Raw genomic sequence first — 18,889 nt, 5'->3', positions numbered from 1 at the left:
GGACACGATCTGACGGCGAATGAATCGCTGGGGCGGCGGCGCAGCAGTTGCAGGGCTTAGTGTGGGCAGCCGCCAAGTCTTGCGGCGACCGCGCGGAATACCGCGCTCCACTCGGGGTTGGCCTGGTCTGCAAATGTACCGGTGCTATCGAAGGCTATGGTGTGACCGAGTCGTACGCCGGTCAGGCATTGACTCGGCTGCACTGTTATGTAGTTCCCCTGAAATCCATTTGCCTGAAAGCTATCTGGGGTTGGGCCTTGCCACCACTGGTACCCGTAGCCGCCGGACGGCGCGTCGCCGGTGTCTTTGGCGCCCTGTTTCATGTCGGTTGTTGCTTCTCGGATATAGGCGGCTGACAGAATCCGGCGGCCCTGTGAATTGACGCCGTCGTTGCGCATCATTTCGCCGAACCGAGCCATGTCGTTGGGGCGTGCGAACAGCTCCTCGGACGCCACGGCTGCACCTGTCGAGTCGGTCATGATGAAGGCTGGCGCCTCCATGCCGAGCGGCTTCCAGAGCTGATCGGAAAGTATCTGGGCGAACGACTGGTGATACAACTTCTCCAGCATCCAGGCCAGCACCTGGGGGTTGGCGCTGTCGTAACTGAAATGCGCTCCCTGCGGTTCGACGCGCGGCAGTGACCGCAGGTATTGGTTGCGGGTCTTGCCCAGCCGCCCGTTCGAGTACTGGTACAGACTCATGTCGATCCACTCCATGAACTGCGAATTGTCTTGTAATTGTTGGGCTTCCTCGTCCCACTTGATGCCCGAGCGCATTTCAAGGATGTTGCGGATCGTGGTTCCTTGCCACGCGGTCCCGGCGAGTTCGGGGACGTAGGTGTTGATCGGGTCGTCCAGCGACGCGATGCGGCCCTGATCCAGGGCGATACCGACCGCGGCCGAGACGAACGATTTGGTGACCGACCACGCCTGGTGCTGTTCGCTCTGGCGCCAGCCGTTGGCGAAGTACTGGCCGACGAGTTTGCCGTTGTGCACGAAGGTGATCGAGTCGGTTTCGTCGTCGTTGAGGAAGTCCGCCAGCTTCTTGGTCCGGCCGTCGTACTGGTAGGTGACGTCGCGTAGGTCCACGAAAGCGGAGAGGAGGGGAGACGCGGTGGGGCCGGCGTCGATCTGGGCATGCGGCAGGAAGACGTCCGGCTTCACCGGATCCACCGAGTCGGGGAGGAGGTACTTGTTATGCTGCAGTGCCTCATACACCCAGTTGTTCCAGTACTCCGGTGACGCGAACTTGGCGCCTGCGCCGGCGACGAGGTCGCGCAGCGGCGGTACTCCGAGCAGTTGTCCGCCTTGTGCCGCGGAGAGCAGTGTCTCGGCGCTGTCGGCGGTGACCTTCGGCGACGGCGAAGGACCAGGATCGGCAGCGGCCAGGGCGGTTGGGCTCAGGGCAGCGAGAACACCGACCGATAGTAGGGCGGAAATGCGTGCCATCCATGCGCGACGAACGGCGGCGTAACGATTGTTGTTATCTGACATCAGATTCCTGAGTTCCAACCCGATATTGGGGCGTCGACGCTATTCGCTGAGCAGATCCGAATGGATGCCGGGGACGTCATGCGGCTTGTCGAGGAGTCGTACCTACTGGACCCGGCCTGCTTGCTGTCGGTGCGAAATCCTGAACCGCCATCTTCGATCGCCCTGAAGTCGGCAGTAGACGCCGAATGCACTCGACTAGGTACGTTAATGCAATACAGCAGGGCACCGTTGCCTCCATTCTTGCCGGGCCGAAATAGTTGACCCAATTCTTCTGTAATTTCGCGAACACGATAAGGATTTCGGTCACCGGCAGAATCTCGCGACCAGGTGGACACGGTCATTCGGTTAGCCGGACTATTTGCTTGACCAGTCGATCTATCGAGTAGACCTCGGGATGGGTGAGTCGCAGCCGGACCGCTTCGTCCGCGGCAGCGTGGACCAACCGCGCAAAGATCTCTGTGTCGACAGCGTCGCCAACTGCGAGGCGACGTGCCGACTCGGCGAGATAGCGCCGAACAAGGGAACGACCGCGCTCGAGCCGGTCGTATAACTCCGGCGGTGCCCCAATCGCCGGCAACATGAACAGTCGCCAGGTGTCTGCATCGGCATCGACCGCCTCGAGCACACGCCGCACGGCCGTGGCGACATCGCCATCTCGGACACCGCTCGTCGCTTCGGCGAATCCAGCCGCCGTGTTCGCGATCTCCCGATCGATCAGGGCCGTGAGCATGCCTTCTCGACCGCCGAACTGCTGGTAGATGACCGTGCGCGTGATGTTGCACTCGCGCGCCACGCGCTCCAAGGTGACGTCCTCGTATCCCTCCGTGACCGCGAGGCGCCGGCATACGTCGAGGATCTGCGCCTGCCGCGCCGGTCCCGGCATTCGAGTCTGTGTAGGAGGCATGTTGACATCCTAACTTACACTCAATAAGTTAACTTGCATCTTGTAAGTTAGGGAAGGTGAGCCGCTGATGGCTATACGTGTGGTCGTCTGGGGACCGGGGGAGGTCGGTTCAGCCGTCGCCCGAGCCGTTCATTCTCGGGACGACATGGCACTTGTCGGCATGAAGGTCTTCAGTCCGCACAAGCATGGACGGGATGCCGGCGAACTCATCGGACTCGATCCGATCGGGGTCCCGGCGACCACGTCCAAGACAGACATACTCGCGCTCGATGCCGACTGCGTCATCGTCACTCCGAGACCCCAGTCAATCCCCGAGGGTCTCGACGATGATGTGATCGCAATTCTCGAGTCCGGCAAGAATGTCGTCAGCACCGCGTCCTATCACAACGTCGCAATGCCGAACTGGCTCAATCAGGCCCAATCACCAACGGCCCGGCTGCGGGAGCTATCCCAGGCACGTGGTGCAGCACGCAATGATGCAGAAAAGTGGACCCTACGCGCGGCCCGGTTGCTCACCGCGGTCAAGCCGATGGACCCGATTACCGATGCCGTCATCGGTAATCGGGTCGACAAGCGGTTTCCCCCTCGGGCAACGACACAGCGATTAATGGCGGCCTGCCGGGCAGGGAACGTGACGCTGCACGGAACCGGCGCCCACCCGACCTTCATGGTCGAAAGACTCGCGCTCCGAATGGCCCGACTGATGCCTGGCGTCAGACACGTTCGATTCATCGAGGCGCTCGACTTCAGTTCGTCCCCGGACGGCATGTGGGGTGGACTGAACGCACTCGGCTTCGGACAGCTAACCAAGAACATCGACGAGACGTTCTTCCTCGCCAAAGCGGGAGATTTCTACTACGGCGATCTCACGGGAAATGTCGGCCACGCATTGTTCGGGGCCGGAACGTCGGATATCCGCGTACAGCGGTCTTTGCGCGCTATCCCTGCGAAGCAAGACTTCACCGTCGGGTCCACCCGTATTGCGAAGGGCACGGCCGCCGCTCTGCACATGACTTCCCTGCCAACTCCTGCCGTGTTGTGCCTCCACCAACCTCGATGGGTGGTTAAGTGGCTTGCCACTTATTCTATCTTGACTTTTTGTTAGTGGCAAGCCATTTATGGCAAGCTCTTCAAGGGTGAGCAGTCAGCACGCCGATCCTGCTTTGACCGTGCGGGTGCCGGCCGAAATCAAGCGTCGAGCGCACGGGGAATTGATGGCTCGAGATCTCGAATTGAGGGGGTTCGTTGAGGCGTGCCTGTCGGCTTTCGCGGAGGATCCGGATCGCTTCCTCACCGAACTTTCACCGCATTGGCCCGCGCGGAAGCCGCGCGGGCGCCCAGCCAAGGCATAGGCAGTCCCGAGGATGCCTCGAGAACACTGGAGAGGATCAGTGAGCGGACTTTTTCTTAGCTGTCGCTCGAGCGGGCGAAGGAGAACACTGCAGGGCACTGCGCTATTTAGCAGGCCGTGACGTGTTCGTCGGTTCGTCGACTCGTATCGCGACCCCGGTCGATGTTTTCGACGTGTTGGGCTTTGTCCTTGTCGTGGCTCTGTGGTTTCGCGCGGTTTAGGACTCCTCGCAGGCGGCGCGTTATGTGCGCCGATTGGATTTGGCTCCCTGCTGGAATCAGCAAGATGATCAGGGCGCCCCACATCGCGAAGGCAAAGCTCCACAGCCCCATTGACAGTCCGATCAGGAAATGAAATGTGATCCCGGCTGGAAGCAGAAACTTGACCTTGAGACGTCGAGGGAGGAGCAGACTGACTCCCAAAGTGACTTCCAATGCGATCGGCGACCAGGTGATAACCGCCTCTGTAACGGGCTGTGACGAGAGCGAAAGCAATACCGGTCGCGACCAACCCGGTGCGCCGAAATAGGCGTGCCGAAACCAGTAATACATCGCTGTGCCATCGATCCACACATCGTGACTAAGCTTCGATATCCCGCTCTGCAGATATACCCAAGAGACCTGCAGCTTCGCGACGCCGATAGCTATAGCACCGGCCGTCGTCGACAGCTTCGCGACTGTACTTTGCTTTCTGTCGCCATCAGTCGACGCCATCGCGACCCAATGCCAGCGCCTCGGATCTGACAAACACGCGGGTATGAGCAGCAAAGCCATGATCGCGGAGATCTGATCGCCGCCTTCGGGGATAACGCAGTTGGTGAAGAAGCTTATGGCGACGTACCAGTGCGGGATACACGTTATTCGTGGTCGCCAACCGGAGGCGACGAGAATCAGGGTCAGAATCGAGATCCATCGCAGCAGGTCCAGATGGTCACCATGGTCCAGGCAGAACAACCCGTATCGTGACAACCCGTCGCAATGAACTGCCTGGTTCATGCCTTCGGTTGGAAAAAAGAGGTTTTCGGGTCGCGTGCACATTAAAGTGAGAAGCGGGCTCAATGCCAATGTGGAGCGCGCTATGCCGTACCAATTCGACCATGGAATCGGGATGCGAACGGTTCGTTTGCTCCATGCCGCTATTTTGCCTTGCAATGAACGTCCAATCGCACTACGCGCTTGTTTGTGAGCGTACTTTGCGTCATCTGACGATATGCCCAAGGCACCATCTCTCGGCCGATGACGATCACCGTTCCGCAGTAGTTCGGGAACGGCTGTGGATTATCGACTGACGTTGTGGATTGTAGGGATCGGAAGCAGTCGAGGTCCGATGCTGTGCACGATTGCCAGTCTTTGTCGGTCACACGATCCAATATCAGTGTCAGTTCGGCGAGTTGCTTTCGCGAGCGGCGATTCAAGCCGAAAATATTTCTGATCTCCGAGTGCGGGGTTCTGTCGAGCGCCACCAATCGCGGGCCGTCGGGCGCGTAGGCGTTGAATTGCTCTTCTCGCGGCGTACGCGTGAAGAACGCCCATCCTTGCGGAAACAGGTGGACCAGAGCACGCGTTCCGCCCGCAAGCTGCTGCGGGATGCTCAGCACGTTGGCGGGCAACTGGGCTTCTGCAACCCACAGCGCTACGAGTACCACGGGAATCATGAGAACGACGAGTGTCTTCAAGGGCACGGGGACGGTTTGCGGCGGCGCTGGTGGTGAAGACCGCGCTGGCTCCGCCACCAGATCGGACCGTTCCCCGAGTTCGCCCGGGCCCTGCTCATCGCCAGTACGCGCGCATGTCTCAACCGATGAAATCTGCATCTGAAAGATCAAATGACGCCTGGATAAACTTTCAAATCCGGTTGGATCCGAGGTCGGAGGTTATCGCTGCTACTGCTGTCTCGCGAGTGAAGTTGTTGTAGTCGAGATTGTTCGTGTTGGGCACCGGTGCAACGGGGGCGCGATAGATGTTGAGATTGAATGCGAGATTCTCGTTTACGAAGGTATTGATGTTGAATACCAAGTTGAAGTTCGTTTGAAAGTTGATGTATATACCCTGAGGCGTGACCGGAGGCGTGGGAATCGGCTGGGCGGCCAGGTGACTAACGGCAGTTGACTCCGCTCGGTCGATTGCGGTACCGACCTTGAACGGGTCGCCGGAGCGCATCTGTATAGAGAAAGTCGCGAAGAAGTTGGAATCGGCCGTGTCGATATCGTGAATGACACGGTCAGCCAGAGCCTTGCGGTCGGGGCGGTTGTTAAGTGAATAGGTTGTGCGGTAGGTGGAGAGAATCGGTTCGGCTCCCAAGGCGTAGGCCATGTCACCCTGCCCGAACGCGAGGGCGCGGAAGATTTTCTCTCCATCGTCGCGAGTGCCTTTGACCTCCGCGGACGGGGCGGAGCTCGCCTTCGCCGAGCGCTCGGGTGCGGACGACGATGGAGATATCTCATTCCATGTCGCAAACCCCGCGATCGATATGGCCAAAGCCGCCGCAACACCCAGCTTACGAGACCGCAAATTCATTTTGACCCCCCTTATATATTGGCCGCCGCCTGGTTGACCGACGTTTGATCGGAACTTACATCACCATCGAGGACCAAGCATCAGAACTAGCGGAATTTCCGTAAATATTACCAACAATTTAATTGAGCGGTGAACGAACTTTCAGTCTGTTTTCCCCGTATTTCCATACCGAACATTAGTTATCAGTGAACGACTATTGGGTAGGAGGGTGTTTCGAACGGAGCGAAGAGCGTAATTGGCAGAAGATTTTCGCTGAACCCGCTGAATGCGTCGAGGGGTATGCGATGGTGATCCGAAGACGTGCCGGCAACAAGAAGGGGGTAGGCGATGTCAGAGGTTGAACCGACGGCAACCGCGGTGCTCGTGCTCGAAAAACTGGCGGGGGAACAGTTTTCGGACGTCTATGACATGCTCGCGCCGAATCTCAGAGGCTTGTTGTCTGTCGATGCCCTGCGAGCAGGATGGATCACGGAGATCGAACGAATCGGCCGTATCCGCGGCGTCGGGGATCCACTGCGCCAACCAGCAGGCCCGCCGGGAGCATCGACGGTCGTGCTTCCCGTCGCCGGTGAAAAGGGCGCAACGAACGTCGCCGTATCGGTCGACGACTCCGGACAACTGGTCGCTCTGGCGCTGATCGCTGAGGACGGGCCGCAACCGGATTGGCACGTACCGGAGTACGCGGACCCGGACATGCTCGATGAGCGCGAGGTGACCGTCGGTTCCGGCCAGCTCGCGGTCGCCGGCACGTTGACCATGCCTCGACTGCCGCATCGATGTCCGGCTGTGGTTCTGCTCGCCGGATCCGGACCGCAGGATCGCGACGAGACAATCGGCCCCAACAAGCCGTTCAAAGACCTGGCGTGGGGATTGGCCACGCGGGGCATTGTCGTGCTGCGTTTCGACAAAGTGACCTATGCCCACCCGCGCGAGATCGCCGAGATCAAAAAGTTCTCGTTGACGAACGAATACGTCGATCACGCCGTGGCCGCTGTCCGCCTGCTCCAATCGCTATCCGAACATGTGGATCCAGCGCGGGTCTTCGTGCTGGGCCACAGCCTGGGAGGCACCGCCGCTCCGCGCGTCGGGGCGACCGAGCCATCGATCGCAGGCCTGGTGATCATGGCGGGGGGGACCTACCCACTGCACCGGGCTGCACTACGGCAGGCTCGTTATCTATCCTCGCTCAACCCGGAAACTAGTGCGGCTGCGCAGGCGAGCATCGAGTCGATGTCGAATCAGGCCGCCTTGGTTGACAGTCTTGAACTGTCGCCGCAGACACCCGACAACGAGTTGCCGTTCGGCGTGCCCGCCCATTACTGGCTCGACCTGCGCCACTACGACTCGCCGGCGGTAGCGGCAGATCTGAATAAACCCATCCTGGTGCTCCAAGGGGGTCGCGACTATCAGGCCACCGTGGCCGAGGATCTAGCGGGCTGGCAGGCGGCACTGGCTGATCGCCCGAACGTCACAATCCGGGTATATCCACAGCACAATCACCTGTTCGTTCCAGGCGCTGGGCCATCCTCGCCCGCCGAATACCGACAACCCGACCAGCACATGGACCCGGTCGTGGTCGACGACATCGCTACATGGCTGACAACGCAGGGAAATTCGTGAATAGCGCATTTTTTGGGAAAATCGGCAGGCTTCCTACCGTGATACGGGGTGTGATGGTTCGGCATTGCGCCTTTGCGGGCGGGTGGTGACTCAAGTAATCCCGGGCGGATCACCGGTCACGGCACAGACACCACAGAGTGTCACCGCCAGGACAATGATTGCCACGGTCGTGGCTGTACCAGAGAAGGCGAAGCAACTGGCGACCATCAGCGCCAGAAATCCCACGGCGACGAGCCAGCCTTGCCATGACCGAGGGGCCCAACCGAAGCCCGAGTCGGGTTGAGGCCCGAACCACGGCTGCTCGGTCAAGCGCATCCACATGGCCTCGACCGTAGCGTGGAACATGAGTCCCGGCACCGCTATCCCGCATCGTTTCCTGGGTGCCAACGTTCTGGGCACCCTCGCTTCGTTTGGTCGGTACCCATCACACCCGGGACGCGTCGCCTCGACGCAGCGGTGTGACGCTGTGGGTGTCCTGGTGGAGTCGGTGGGTCAGTTGCGTGTTCTCGGTGGTCAGGACGTTGATGATTCGCGCGAAAGCTTCGATGGTTTCGCGTAGCTCGGCGTTGCTCCGATTGACCCGGGCGAGTTTGGTTTTCAGCGCCTGCAGTTCCGTGCGGAGCTGCTGTTCGCTGGCCGGGATGTGATGCTGCGCTCGGACGCGGGCGTAGAACTCGTCTTTGAGGTCGGTGTGCCGGTGGGTCAGTAGGTGTCTTTTGATGTCGGCTTCGGCAGCGAGCGAGACGATGGTGAGGGCACCGTCGGATCGCAGCGGGGTGCCGGCCAGTAACCGGTCCATGGCGGCGCGGATCTCGGCGCGGTGGTTTGGCGTCACGATGGCTCCTTGTCGCCCAGTCGAGTGCGTTCGTGCCGGTCGGCGATTTCGATGAGTTCTCGCGCGTGATGGCGCAGCCGTTCGGCTATCGGCTCGGGTGTCAGGGCAGTATCTGCCTGGTAGCGGATGTGTTGAGCTCGCTCGCGTAGCTGACTTGCATCACTGTCGGTGCGGGCGATATTGGCGCAGCTGGGTCGGCACCGGTCAAGACTCGGCGTGGTCGGTCGCTTTCGTTGCGATGCAAGATTTTCGGGATTGCATTGCGCCTGCGCCGGGTCATAGTTGCAGCTGAGGTAGGCCTCGGGATTGTGGAACACCGTGAGCGCGGGGTCGGACAACAGCGCCTTGGCCTGGCGCTGGTTGAGGACCATGCCACCGAATCTGCGGTGTTGCTCGTGTGCGGCGAGGATGAGACGACGCGCTGCGGGGCCGGACACCTTGCCGCCGTCGGCCAGGGATTCTTCGACATCGCTGAGATGTTCGGCGACCGCGCGAGCGGTTTCCAGGTCGAGGATGTCGTGAATACCCTCACGCTGCCGCCCGGCGTAGCCCTCGCTGATGATGGTCCGCAGGTGTCCGTATTGAACTGCGAGGGCGACCAGCCCGCCCGGTCGCCGGGCGATGTGCCAGGCCAGTGTGCGCCGGAATCGGCGGGTGCCGATGTTGCCGTGCGGATCGGCGGGAATGGCGTCCTCGCCGTGATGGGTGTTGACCCAGGCCACGAACTGTTCGATGCGTCTGGACAGTGTGGCGTACGACGCTGCGCGGCCACCGGGACGCTGATTGGTTGGGTCTCCGGCGAACAAGAGTCCGGTGGCGTCCACCCGCGCCTCACGCAGCCGTATGGCCGTGACCACCTGCGGGACAGCCACCCACGGCGCGCAGCGGATCTCTCCCGCCGAGAGGTGATTTCCGTCCTCGTCATAGGCGGTTTTGAACACTCGGGCGCGGATGAGGTGCCGGCGGGTCCCGCCCTGGCGTGCCGGCGGGTCTGGACAGCACCCGGCCTGTAGTCCGAGGACTTCACTGGGCCGCATGCCGGTGAGATAGGCGATGACGATGAACGCGGCGGTGTCGAGATGCTGCACAAGCCCCGCCACGTCATGGAAGTCGATCCCGTCGATCCATTTCTGTCCGTCGACGGTCGCGGTGATCGGGACGTCGAGGGGACACGGTCCCGGGTTCTCGGCCAGATATTGCCGCCACCGGGGCGCGCGAAGCGCGTAGCTGACCACTCCGAGCGGCGCGCCCGTGATTGCGGCGATGTAGGTTTTGGCCGCCCATACCGTGCCGGTACGGTTGTGCGCGGGCAGCGGCAAGCCGCGTGCTTCGAGATCGGCGAGATAGGCCGCGACCGCGGCGCGGGAACGCTGATCGGATGCTGCCGCGGCGGTGGCGGCGCGTAGACGGGCGGCTTGTGCATCGGCGGCGAGGATGTCGGTGGCGAACATCTCCACGAACCGCAGCGCCCATACCAGCAACGGACCCATCGTTGCCGGATTGATGGCCTCCGAGGCGTTCTCACCGGTCGGGGTCGCTGCGGGCAGGTAGTCATCGACGCCTTCTGTCTCCCACGGTGGTTGTCGGATGCGGGCCGATTCAGGCAGCAACGGTGCATGTGCGTGCAGGCGTGTCAGCCCACCGAGGATGCTCGCGACGGTGTTGCGGTGCAGTCGACGTTCTTTGACGAGGTGGATGCTGTAGTCGCCCAGGACGCTTTCGGACACCTGGGCCAGCTCGGTGATTCCCCGACGATCCAACCAATGCGCGAAGCACCGCCAATGAATCAGGGTGTGGTGATTGCGCAAGGCACTGAGGTGCCCACGCATGCGCGTGCTGCCGTTCAGAAGGTGATCGGGAACGGGAAACTTCAGCAGCACCCAGCCTGCATGACGGAGTTGCTCGCGCAGTGCATCGGGAAAAGTATCCCAATGCAGGTCGGCAGTACCCACCGACGGGTTCGCGCTGGCGAAGGTGATCCGCCAGCTCGCCGCGCCGTAGCGCGGAATCAGTTCACGGCGAGCTTCCTCGACGGTCGACGGATCGACGAGGAGATCGTCGGGTCCCGGTCCCGGCGCCGGCCCAGCAGACAATGGCGCGGTCACTCCAACTCCCTGCGTAATAGTGCGTCGATGACGGTTCGGTCGGTGGCGTCCAGCTCACCGAGAGCGTCGGACCACTCGGTGGGTGTGAACGAGAATTCTTGCAGCGCCGACAGTCTGGCGTGGTGCTCGCGCCAGTCGTGATCCCATACCGCGGCGGGCAGCACGTCTTGCAGGCTGTCGATTGCACGGTGCAAGTAGGCCAGCCGCGGCAGGTGCCGCGGTGTCACCACGGCGTTCGGACAAGCCAGGCACAACAGAAACGAGGCACGGCACGGCGAGCCGTGCGCGCCGAACGGACTGTGGTGATAGTCGCTGCAGGTGGCGGTGGCAGTGTCGTGTCCGTCGTCGCCTTCCTCACGGGTTACCGTGGCTTTCACACTCGCGCGGGCCTGTTCGATGGCGGCGTCGATTCCGGCGGTGATGATCGGGGCCGCGTTGTCGTGTGTGGCCGGGTCCGGCAGCACGTAGAGGCTGTCGTGCACATCCTGACTGTGTTGGGTGGGGGTGCGGCGGTGCTGCACGACCACTGTTCGGCGCAGCCGGCGCAAGTTGAGCTCCAAGCCGGTAACAATGCGCCACCTCCTGAGGGACTCGGAGTCGAATCCGCTGCGGATCATCGTCGTAGGGTCGTCCACGAGCAGCGGCGAGTGCACGTGCCACAGCATCAATCGCGTTGACACCGTGCCATGCACAGCGAGCAGGTTTCGTGCCGGAGCGGTCGCTTGGACCGCTTTGCCGATGAGGTGGCCCGGCGAGTTCGTTCCCCAATCGGTCAGGTTGCGTGTTTCGTAGCGCAGCGGCTGCCGGCGCCGGCGTTTTTCGAGCTCGACGCGGTAGATCGTGGCGCCATCGGCACCGGGGTCGCTCGTGGTGTCGGGAACGTTGAGTTCGGCAATGGCGGTGGAGTTCCACCCGTAGGAGATCACCATCAACGCAGCCAGTGAGACGATCTCGACATGAGTGAGAAACAGTCTCTGCCAGCTTGATTCAGGATCGGTTCCTCCTACGGCGCGGTTGTATCGGTCTGGTAGCACCCGGCTTCCGTAGCGCCGGAATGTCGGGTGGAGTGGAACATCACCGGTGCGGGCGAGGTGTTCCAATGCCTCCCCGAGCCGTGCGTTGGTGCTGTCAGGGGAGAATCGGCCGGCTTGCCAGTCTCGAAGGTGTCTGTTGTTGTCGACGACCCGCCACCAGGCTTGCTCGAACATTTCCGCCGCGGCCGACCTGATCGCTTCCAGCTCTCGGCCCGAATACGGGGCTTGAGTGCTGTCGACGGATCTGATGCGTTTCAGGGTTGCGGTGTGCGTCTGCTGCGGCAGGTCTGGATGCGTCCTCAGCAGTGCCCCGATTTTCGTGATCTGCCGCCGTCCCGATGCGGTGTCGGGACGACTGATCCGCCAGGTGTTCCACGTGGCAACCGAGAGGTCTGTGATATCGCCGGTCGGATGCGGCTGGGCGGCAAGGAATTTGGTGAATATCTTCAAAAGCCTCCAGACCTCCTGGCTGGTCACCACCGAGCGCCACGGTCCGCCCGCCGCTGCCTGGGTGGCGAACGCCGTTGCCAACGATCGTTGCAGCGCGGTCGGGACGGGCAGCGTGGCGAAGTCGTAAACCATGCTGGTGTCACCCTTTTCGCAGATGTGGGTCACCACCAGTCCGGTATGGTCCAGCGTCGATGGACGTCGGTGACCGTCGCTGGGCAAGGCGGCCGGCGAACCTGGTGGCGGGGTCACGCGATGTCCTCGCGGTCGATGATGCGCTCGGAGGCCGCCGCGATCCGCGTCAACAACTCGGCAACATCTGGATCGTCGTCACCGGTGAGCAGTGAGCGAATCTGCAGATCAGCGACCGGCGCGAGATAGATGTCTCGGGTTGTCTGCTCGCTGGCGTGGCCGAGGAGGTCTTTGACCATTCGCCACGGGTCGCCGTAGAGCAGCCGGTAGTCACGGCGTTCCTCGGCGGTGAGGCCGAATTTGCGATCCATCGCGTGGTGTAACGCAACGAGCATGTGCAACGCGAAGGAATGCCGGCACATGTGCGGAGTGCAAAACGGTGGATCAGTCACCTTTCCCGCCAACATCGTTGCGCAACGCTGTGATCCGGCACGGAACACCGCCTCCCACGAGTGCGGCCGGGACGGGCTACCGTCCTGGGCCAGCCACAACCACAGCGGTTCGATCCCGTCGGGTCCGGTGACGAACAGCAGACGGCGTTCGTCGGGGTCGAGGTTGTCCAGACCAGCCTGCCCGAGCTGGCCACGACGGTCCTTCCAGTGCAAAACCCGCCCCATCCGCCCAGACTGATGGGTGAGCACCCGGATCTCGGGCAGGTCCTCGTAGCGGCCGGTCTGTTGAGCAAGCCTGACCACCGCACGGCGACTCGTCGCGACATAGGTCTGAACATCGGCCACCACCTGCGCCGACAGGTAGAACGTCCGCGCCCGCCCGTTCTTGGCGACCGCCGACGCCAGGCGCGCATCGACATAGCGCCGATCCATCGTGGTGGCCTGCGGTAGCTCGGTGACCAGCAGCGAGGCCGCCTCGGTGCGCCGCAGACCGCTGCAGAACAGCACATCGGCGAACGCCGCATTGCGGTCGTCGTGACGTCCGCGCCAGGACGGATCGCGTCGATCCTCGCCCGTGTAACCCCGCAGACCGACGTCACGCCACAACCGGTAGGCCCGCGGTGTCAACCAGCGCACATTGCTCGAGCGCACATCCTTGGCTCGCGCCTGGGCAACTTCGATCGGATCACCGTAGCGGTTGCGAACCGTCTTCACCTGCACCGGATTAGCGTCGAGCAACCGCTGCGATACCGCCCAGCCGAACAGTCGTTGCAGGGCGGCCAGTTCGCGGTTCCACTTCGCTCCGCTGATCCGTGCCGGATTGTGCGGTGCTCGTCGTCGCCAGTCCTCGAAATCGAACAGGTCATCGTAATCGGTTGCATCCCAAACTTTTCCGCGCATCCACAAAAAGTTGAAAAACACCCGATAGTCGTTGGTGTAGGAAACCTTCGTCGCCGGCGCAAGGCGCGCGAACGACGATCTGCTGAAGAACCTGGTCAGCCGCGGATCCACCCGCCCATCCGGACCCACCATGAACGGATCCCCACGACCGATCCCCACCGCCACCTCACGATCGGCAAGATCGGTCCACGCGGCAAGAATCGGATTCCCATCCATCGCCGGTACCGAACCTGTCACCCAGTGCACCGACCAGGACCCCAACAATCGCCCACCTCATCCTTCCGACGCAACACAACCGACCCCAACACGTATCATTCAATAGGGAAAGCCATGCATCGTGGTTACCTCGGTGAACACTGTTTCTTCACCAACGAAGAGTGCTGGTACCTCGGCGCAAAACACGCTTACCGCGGCGATGCCCTGCCCTTCGACCCGGGCGACAAAGAAGCCACCTACACCCTGGAAATCGAGGGAGACCCGGGACGGCTGTCGATGCAGTTAACCACTGAGCTGACCGAATCCACCGGCAATCCGATCACCACTGCTTCGGTGCATGCCCTCGTCGACTCTGTCGCGTCAGTCTGCGCGGCCGAACCAGGGGTATTGATCGACGATGCCGCGCCTTACTACCGGAATCTCCTGGAGAGCACCAAATGACGAAAACTGTTGTCCTGGGCGAAGGCCAACTCGCGGAGGCGATCGCGTCAGCGCTTGGATGTTCACCTGTTGCCACCACGGACGAAGCGATCGCAAACGGGACGAGCGTGATCGTCATCCCGGGCGAGGGCGGATTGGACCACGCCATTGCCCTGATCGAGGCCCAAAAGAATGTCGTTCTTGTTGGTCCGTTAAGTCAATTCGCTGACGACACTATTGAACAGATCGATTCGGCCTGCCGCCGAAATGGCGTGTCGTTCCATGCCACCGACCATTCGACCGTGCTCATCGACCGTATCGGTGCCACCATTTCACAGATGGTTGATCGCGTGATCGGCATCGAATTCATCGAGCGGGGCACCGCATTCGAACTGAAGGTGACCGGCGCACCAGCCGCGTGGCGTGCACAAATCGGGTTCGACCGAGGCGCGGACACGCAGGCAGCGACGGTTTGCGCTGTCGTCGACGCCGCTGCCGCCATCTCGAGCGCACCGCCCGGCGTCATTGTCGAGGACGCGCAACCGCGCTACCGAATGGACGACCGAGTCTGACACCGGCATACGGTTCACACGCAGAAAGGCAAAAATGGACTCCGCCAACACTTCTCCGGTACCCGCAAACCTTCCAGTCGCGGAGTCCAACGCCGACGACCTGGCCACTCAGTGCTACTTTCTCGACCTTCTCCTGCAACCACTGGATGAGTGGCGGGGGTTCCAGGTAATCGAGCAGTTCGGCCTCTCAGGGATACGGTACGAGCTCAACTTCAGCCAGTACGCGCTGGCTATGGCGCAGTACACCCGCACGCCGGCTTTCACCGGCTATCTCGCCGAGGCTCAACGGAACGCCATTCTCAAGATGACCAACCGCCGAGTCTGGAGCTACTGGGCGATCGAACGCCTGGTCGGCTACGGTCGGTGGAATCCCGACCCCATCGTCTTCCACAACATCATGTACACCGCCTACTTCGGAATGATGATCGGGCTATACGAAACGCTGAACGACGATCGTCGCTTCAGCGCGCCCGGGTCGCTGACACTTCGCTGGAACGAGCGAAAGAGCTATCGATACGAGTTTGCTGGCATCGCCAATGCGATCCGCGTGAACATGCTTCAGGAACCGGACCATCCGCAATACCCGTGCGAGCCGCGCCTGGTCTACCCCGTGTGCAATACCTTTGCCTTGAACACCTTGCGATTGCACGACCGTCTGCACGGAACCAACTTGACGGGCGATCTGATCGAGCGGGTCCGTCTTAGCTACGACAAGGACGGATGGCGCCGAAAGAACGGGCGCTTCCTGAGCTGCGGCACGCGCAGCGGTCGCCCGCTCGTGCCACCCAGTTTGTTTAACGACGGCTCCATCGCGTCGCTGTTGAACCCAACCATGCCGGATGTCGCCGAAAACACTTGGCGCGTCCTACGAAATAAGTGCATCACGATAACGGGGGAGGACGTCGAACTCGAACGCAGTGTGCTCGACAGAATTGACGCCGGCAACTACAACGTCAACCGTGGCGATGCCCAGGCGCGATCTTGCCTGATGATGGGCGCCTGCGAACACGGCGATGACGAAGCCCTGAACGCACTCGACCGTTCGATTGCAGCTCGCCATGACGTCATCTGGTCACACGGGGCCCGGCAGTTCAAGGGTCTGTCGCCGTGGAGCTACGGCAGCTATGCCCTCGGCCGGTGGGGGAGACGGAACAGTATGCGTGATCTGGTCAATGGCGTCGTCCCGTTGGAATGGCGGACCGGGCCACTGCTTGCCCAAGTCGCCTATCCAGACGTGCTCGTCGCCAAGGCAGTGACCGATGGGGCCGCGCTGGAACTGGTTCTGCGTCCAGGCAACGGCCCAACCCGCGCGACGCTGAAGTTTGCGCGCTTGTCCCCGGGACGGACCTACCACGTGTCTGGGGCAACGGTGGATCAACTCATTGCGGCAACCGACGGCACCGCGTTGGCTGAGGTTGATCTTGCAGGCAGATGCGAGGTTCGCGTCTGGCCGGCGGCATGAGCACAAACCATCGGCAGCTCGTCACCGGGTAGCACCTTGCAGGAGTTCTTCGAACACCACGACGCACTGCGGGTTGGGCTCGCGGTCCTGCTGGCATTCGGCCTGTGTTTCGGGGTCGTGCTGCTCGTATCAGGGCATCGGCTGCCCACGGGTACGGCCGTGTCCTACGTGGCTGACCGAGAGTCTGAGGTTGCACACATAGCGATGTCCGGCGCGATGCTGCTCATGCTCGTGGTGAGCGCTTCACATCGGCTCTGGTTCACCGTTTTCGCAATCCTTACCGCCCTGTACGGGTGCATTCTCGTCGTGAGGCTCCGCCAGTGCCGGACAGCCCGGTTCTCAGCCGAACGCACGGCAGCTGCGACCTACCATCCACTTGCCGCGGCGGCGATGGTTTACACAACATAGCCACTCGGGACACAACATGAGTCACATGGGATCTGTCCAGTCGCAGGAATTACCCCTCCCGGTGCTGGGAATCGTCTGCGCTGTCCTCTTTGCGATCGATGCGGTGGCAACAGTTGTGATCGTCTCCACCGTGGATTTTCCCGCCGACAATCGTCGAGCGTCGACACCAGGATCAACCCTCCCAGTCCGGGCCAGCGTCGTCCCGCACGTTGTCATGGATATCGGTACAGCGGCCATGCTGATGGGAGCAGTACTCAACTGAAGAGCCACTGGATTCAGGTCCGTCGCTTCACGCGGATAAACGTCACAGTGACGAATTGATAGCCGGCAGCTGAGAGTCCATACGGGAGCCGAGTCCGGACAAGTGACGGTGCGCCGGCGCGATTGTCGACGCTCTTTGAATTTCGGCCAGTAGCGCTTGTGGAAAATCGGCCACGCGGCGTCAGTGGCCGATTTTTCAAAGAGCGCTGACAGCGATTGCCAGTGGCGAAAACTCACACGAGATGAGAGATGCATCCGACGACCGGCGAGGTAGTCAAGGTCAGCGAATAATCACTCAAGCTGCAGGAACGAGCTTTGTCATCGCGAGGCGAGTCATCTCACCGTCTTAACTGGCCCTAGCGTTTACGCCGATAATCTACATTATGTCATCTTGTAAATTGGTTATTCGCATCAGATGCGAATAGGTCCACTTCTGATACCACCCCACCAAGGCGCGAGTTGCGTTGGCGTAAAGCGTATTTGGCCTCGATGGTGTTGGTGCGTCGACGGGCCGGCTGGGGCTGGATTTGGGTGTCTCGCTGGGGCGTCGACACCGGCCTGACGTGCAGGTTTACCCGAATCTCCTGCAAGATTCGCAGTCTGAATGCAGAATATGCATTCAACGAGGAGGCTCGGATGGACGAATCGATGGGTCGGCTGGTGTACCTGCCGGCCGGTACATCGGGCCCGGATCCGGACGCCTTTCTCGACGACGTGTTGACCGGCTGGCGCCATGCGCAGCTGGCGCAGGGGCATTCGAGCGGTACCGTCGCCCGCCGCAGCGCATCGGTGATGCGGATGATGGACTTCGTCGGTACCTTCCCCTGGCAATGGACACCGGTAGACGCCGACGACTATTTCGGCCATATGCGCGGCGTTCGCAATCGAGCACACAGTACGGTGCGGGCCTACCAGACCGACGTGAAGGTGTTTCTCGACTACGCCACCAACCCGGCCTACGACTGGAATGAGCACTGCGGTCGGCTGTTTGGCACCGTGTTCAGTCAAATCGTCACCGAGTTCAACAAGGCCAAGCATGTCCAGGTCGACGACTCGCGGGCGCTGAAACGGCCCTTCACTCTTACCGAGCTGCAGCAGTTCTTCGATCTCGCCGACCTGGAACCCGAACGGATACTCAACGCCGGGCGAAAAGGTGCTCTGGCGGCATGGCGCGATGCGGTTGCGTTCAAGACGCTGTACGGATGGGGGTTGCGCCGCAACGAAGTTCGACACCTGCAACTGGTCGACTTCTCCCGCAATGCCCGTGCTCCGTTCTTCGGTGAATGGGGCCTGGTGCGCATCCGGCACGGCAAAGCGATGCGCGGTTCCCCACCCAAACAGCGCACGGTGCTGACCGTATTCGACTGGGCCGCCGAGGCGGTTGCCGACTGGGTCGAGCGCGGGCTGCCTCGCTACGGCCAGCCAGTCAATGACCTGTTTCCCACCGAGAAGGGTGGGCTAGTGCCCGAACGAAACCTGTGGCAGCGCATGCGCAACTTCGTCGACGAACTGGGTTTTCCGCCCGGCCTCGATCTGCACTCGTTCGCCGCTCGTATGCGACCAACCTGCAAACCGAGTACGGCTACGACGTCAGTTTTGTGCAGCTGCAGCTCGGACACGAGCACGCCGCGACCACCTCGATCTACACGTTGGCAGCCCCCGACTATCGGGCACGCGAGCTCGAGCGGGTGCTCAGCACGACTCTGACTCGCAGTAACGCCGACCTGGCCGGGACTACCCGAAAGGAATCGCAATGAGGCG

The 18,889-nt window shown here is 61.6% G+C and carries 15 protein-coding genes and 1 pseudogene; 7 read left to right on the top strand and 9 right to left on the bottom strand.

The genetic code is table 11. From position 1 onward, the window contains the following. Nucleotides 1-56: 56 nt before the first annotated feature. Nucleotides 57-1,493: a serine hydrolase gene (locus FOS14_RS03505; protein ID WP_143768862.1), complete on the bottom strand. Its 1,437-nt coding sequence runs from the start codon at nt 1,491-1,493 to the stop codon at nt 57-59. 337 nt (nt 1,494-1,830) lie between these two features. Further along, complete coding sequence (locus FOS14_RS03500) at nt 1,831-2,376, bottom strand: TetR/AcrR family transcriptional regulator (protein WP_143768861.1); 546 nt, start codon at nt 2,374-2,376, stop codon at nt 1,831-1,833. A gap of 88 nt (nt 2,377-2,464) precedes the next feature. Here FOS14_RS03500 and FOS14_RS03495 point away from each other — a divergent pair, with 88 nt between their 5' ends. After that, nucleotides 2,465-3,502 (top strand): hypothetical protein, encoded by a 1,038-nt coding sequence (locus FOS14_RS03495; protein ID WP_143768860.1) that lies wholly within the window; start codon nt 2,465-2,467, stop codon nt 3,500-3,502. A gap of 353 nt (nt 3,503-3,855) precedes the next feature. Here FOS14_RS03495 and FOS14_RS03485 read toward each other — a convergent pair whose 3' ends face one another. The 3 genes from FOS14_RS03485 to FOS14_RS03475 all read right to left on the bottom strand — a co-directional run bounded on the left by FOS14_RS03485 (nt 3,856) and on the right by FOS14_RS03475 (nt 6,264). After that, nucleotides 3,856-4,899 carry a sporulation-delaying protein SdpB family protein gene (locus FOS14_RS03485; RefSeq protein WP_255450035.1) on the bottom strand — a complete coding sequence of 348 codons (1,044 nt, stop codon included), beginning with the start codon at nt 4,897-4,899 and terminating at the stop codon, nt 3,856-3,858. Beyond that, complete coding sequence (locus FOS14_RS03480; protein ID WP_185981589.1) at nt 4,884-5,393, bottom strand: SdpA family antimicrobial peptide system protein; 510 nt, start codon at nt 5,391-5,393, stop codon at nt 4,884-4,886. Before FOS14_RS03480 ends, FOS14_RS03485 begins: the two co-directional genes overlap by 16 nt. 199 nt (nt 5,394-5,592) lie before the next feature. Continuing rightward, nucleotides 5,593-6,264 (bottom strand): hypothetical protein, encoded by a 672-nt coding sequence (locus FOS14_RS03475; RefSeq protein ID WP_143768856.1) that lies wholly within the window; start codon nt 6,262-6,264, stop codon nt 5,593-5,595. Between the two features lie 327 nt (nt 6,265-6,591). Here FOS14_RS03475 and FOS14_RS03470 point away from each other — a divergent pair, with 327 nt between their 5' ends. Continuing rightward, on the top strand, nt 6,592-7,884 hold the full coding sequence (locus FOS14_RS03470) for an alpha/beta fold hydrolase (protein ID WP_143768855.1): 1,293 nt from the start codon (nt 6,592-6,594) through the stop codon (nt 7,882-7,884). Between the two features lie 424 nt (nt 7,885-8,308). Here the strand turns inward: FOS14_RS03470 and FOS14_RS03465 are convergent, their stop codons facing one another. Genes FOS14_RS03465 through FOS14_RS03450 form a run of 4 tightly spaced genes read right to left on the bottom strand, consistent with a single transcriptional unit; the run spans nt 8,309 to nt 14,026 of the window. Further along, complete coding sequence (locus FOS14_RS03465; protein ID WP_221936652.1) at nt 8,309-8,719, bottom strand: hypothetical protein; 411 nt, start codon at nt 8,717-8,719, stop codon at nt 8,309-8,311. Then, on the bottom strand, nt 8,716-10,824 hold the full coding sequence (locus tag FOS14_RS03460) for an integrase (RefSeq protein WP_255450034.1): 2,109 nt from the start codon (nt 10,822-10,824) through the stop codon (nt 8,716-8,718). Before FOS14_RS03460 ends, FOS14_RS03465 begins: the two co-directional genes overlap by 4 nt. Further along, nucleotides 10,821-12,557: a hypothetical protein gene (locus tag FOS14_RS03455; RefSeq protein ID WP_143768854.1), complete on the bottom strand. Its 1,737-nt coding sequence runs from the start codon at nt 12,555-12,557 to the stop codon at nt 10,821-10,823. The genes FOS14_RS03460 and FOS14_RS03455 overlap by 4 nt, the downstream gene beginning before the upstream one ends. Beyond that, complete coding sequence (locus tag FOS14_RS03450; protein ID WP_255450033.1) at nt 12,554-14,026, bottom strand: site-specific integrase; 1,473 nt, start codon at nt 14,024-14,026, stop codon at nt 12,554-12,556. Before FOS14_RS03450 ends, FOS14_RS03455 begins: the two co-directional genes overlap by 4 nt. Nucleotides 14,027-14,119: 93 nt before the next feature. Here FOS14_RS03450 and FOS14_RS03445 point away from each other — a divergent pair, with 93 nt between their 5' ends. From FOS14_RS03445 to FOS14_RS25415, 5 genes and pseudogenes are all read left to right on the top strand, one after another. Then, nucleotides 14,120-14,446: a hypothetical protein gene (locus tag FOS14_RS03445; RefSeq protein ID WP_143768852.1), complete on the top strand. Its 327-nt coding sequence runs from the start codon at nt 14,120-14,122 to the stop codon at nt 14,444-14,446. Continuing rightward, nucleotides 14,443-14,997, top strand: a complete 555-nt coding sequence (locus tag FOS14_RS03440) for a hypothetical protein (RefSeq protein WP_143768851.1) — start codon at nt 14,443-14,445, stop codon at nt 14,995-14,997. Before FOS14_RS03445 ends, FOS14_RS03440 begins: the two co-directional genes overlap by 4 nt. A 34-nt stretch (nt 14,998-15,031) precedes the next feature. Next, nucleotides 15,032-16,459, top strand: a complete 1,428-nt coding sequence (locus tag FOS14_RS03435) for a hypothetical protein (RefSeq protein ID WP_143768850.1) — start codon at nt 15,032-15,034, stop codon at nt 16,457-16,459. Between the two features lie 204 nt (nt 16,460-16,663). Then, nucleotides 16,664-17,129, top strand: a pseudogene (locus FOS14_RS25120) (DUF5134 domain-containing protein). A gap of 1,477 nt (nt 17,130-18,606) precedes the next feature. Continuing rightward, nucleotides 18,607-18,885, top strand: a complete 279-nt coding sequence (locus FOS14_RS25415) for a tyrosine-type recombinase/integrase (RefSeq protein ID WP_143768847.1) — start codon at nt 18,607-18,609, stop codon at nt 18,883-18,885. Nucleotides 18,886-18,889 lie beyond the last annotated feature (4 nt).

The organism is Skermania sp. ID1734 (genome assembly GCF_007489285.1).
Taxonomy (GTDB): domain Bacteria; phylum Actinomycetota; class Actinomycetes; order Mycobacteriales; family Mycobacteriaceae; genus ID1734.
Note: the sequence above shows the minus strand (reverse complement) of the source record. Positions and strands in the feature narration are given on the sequence as shown.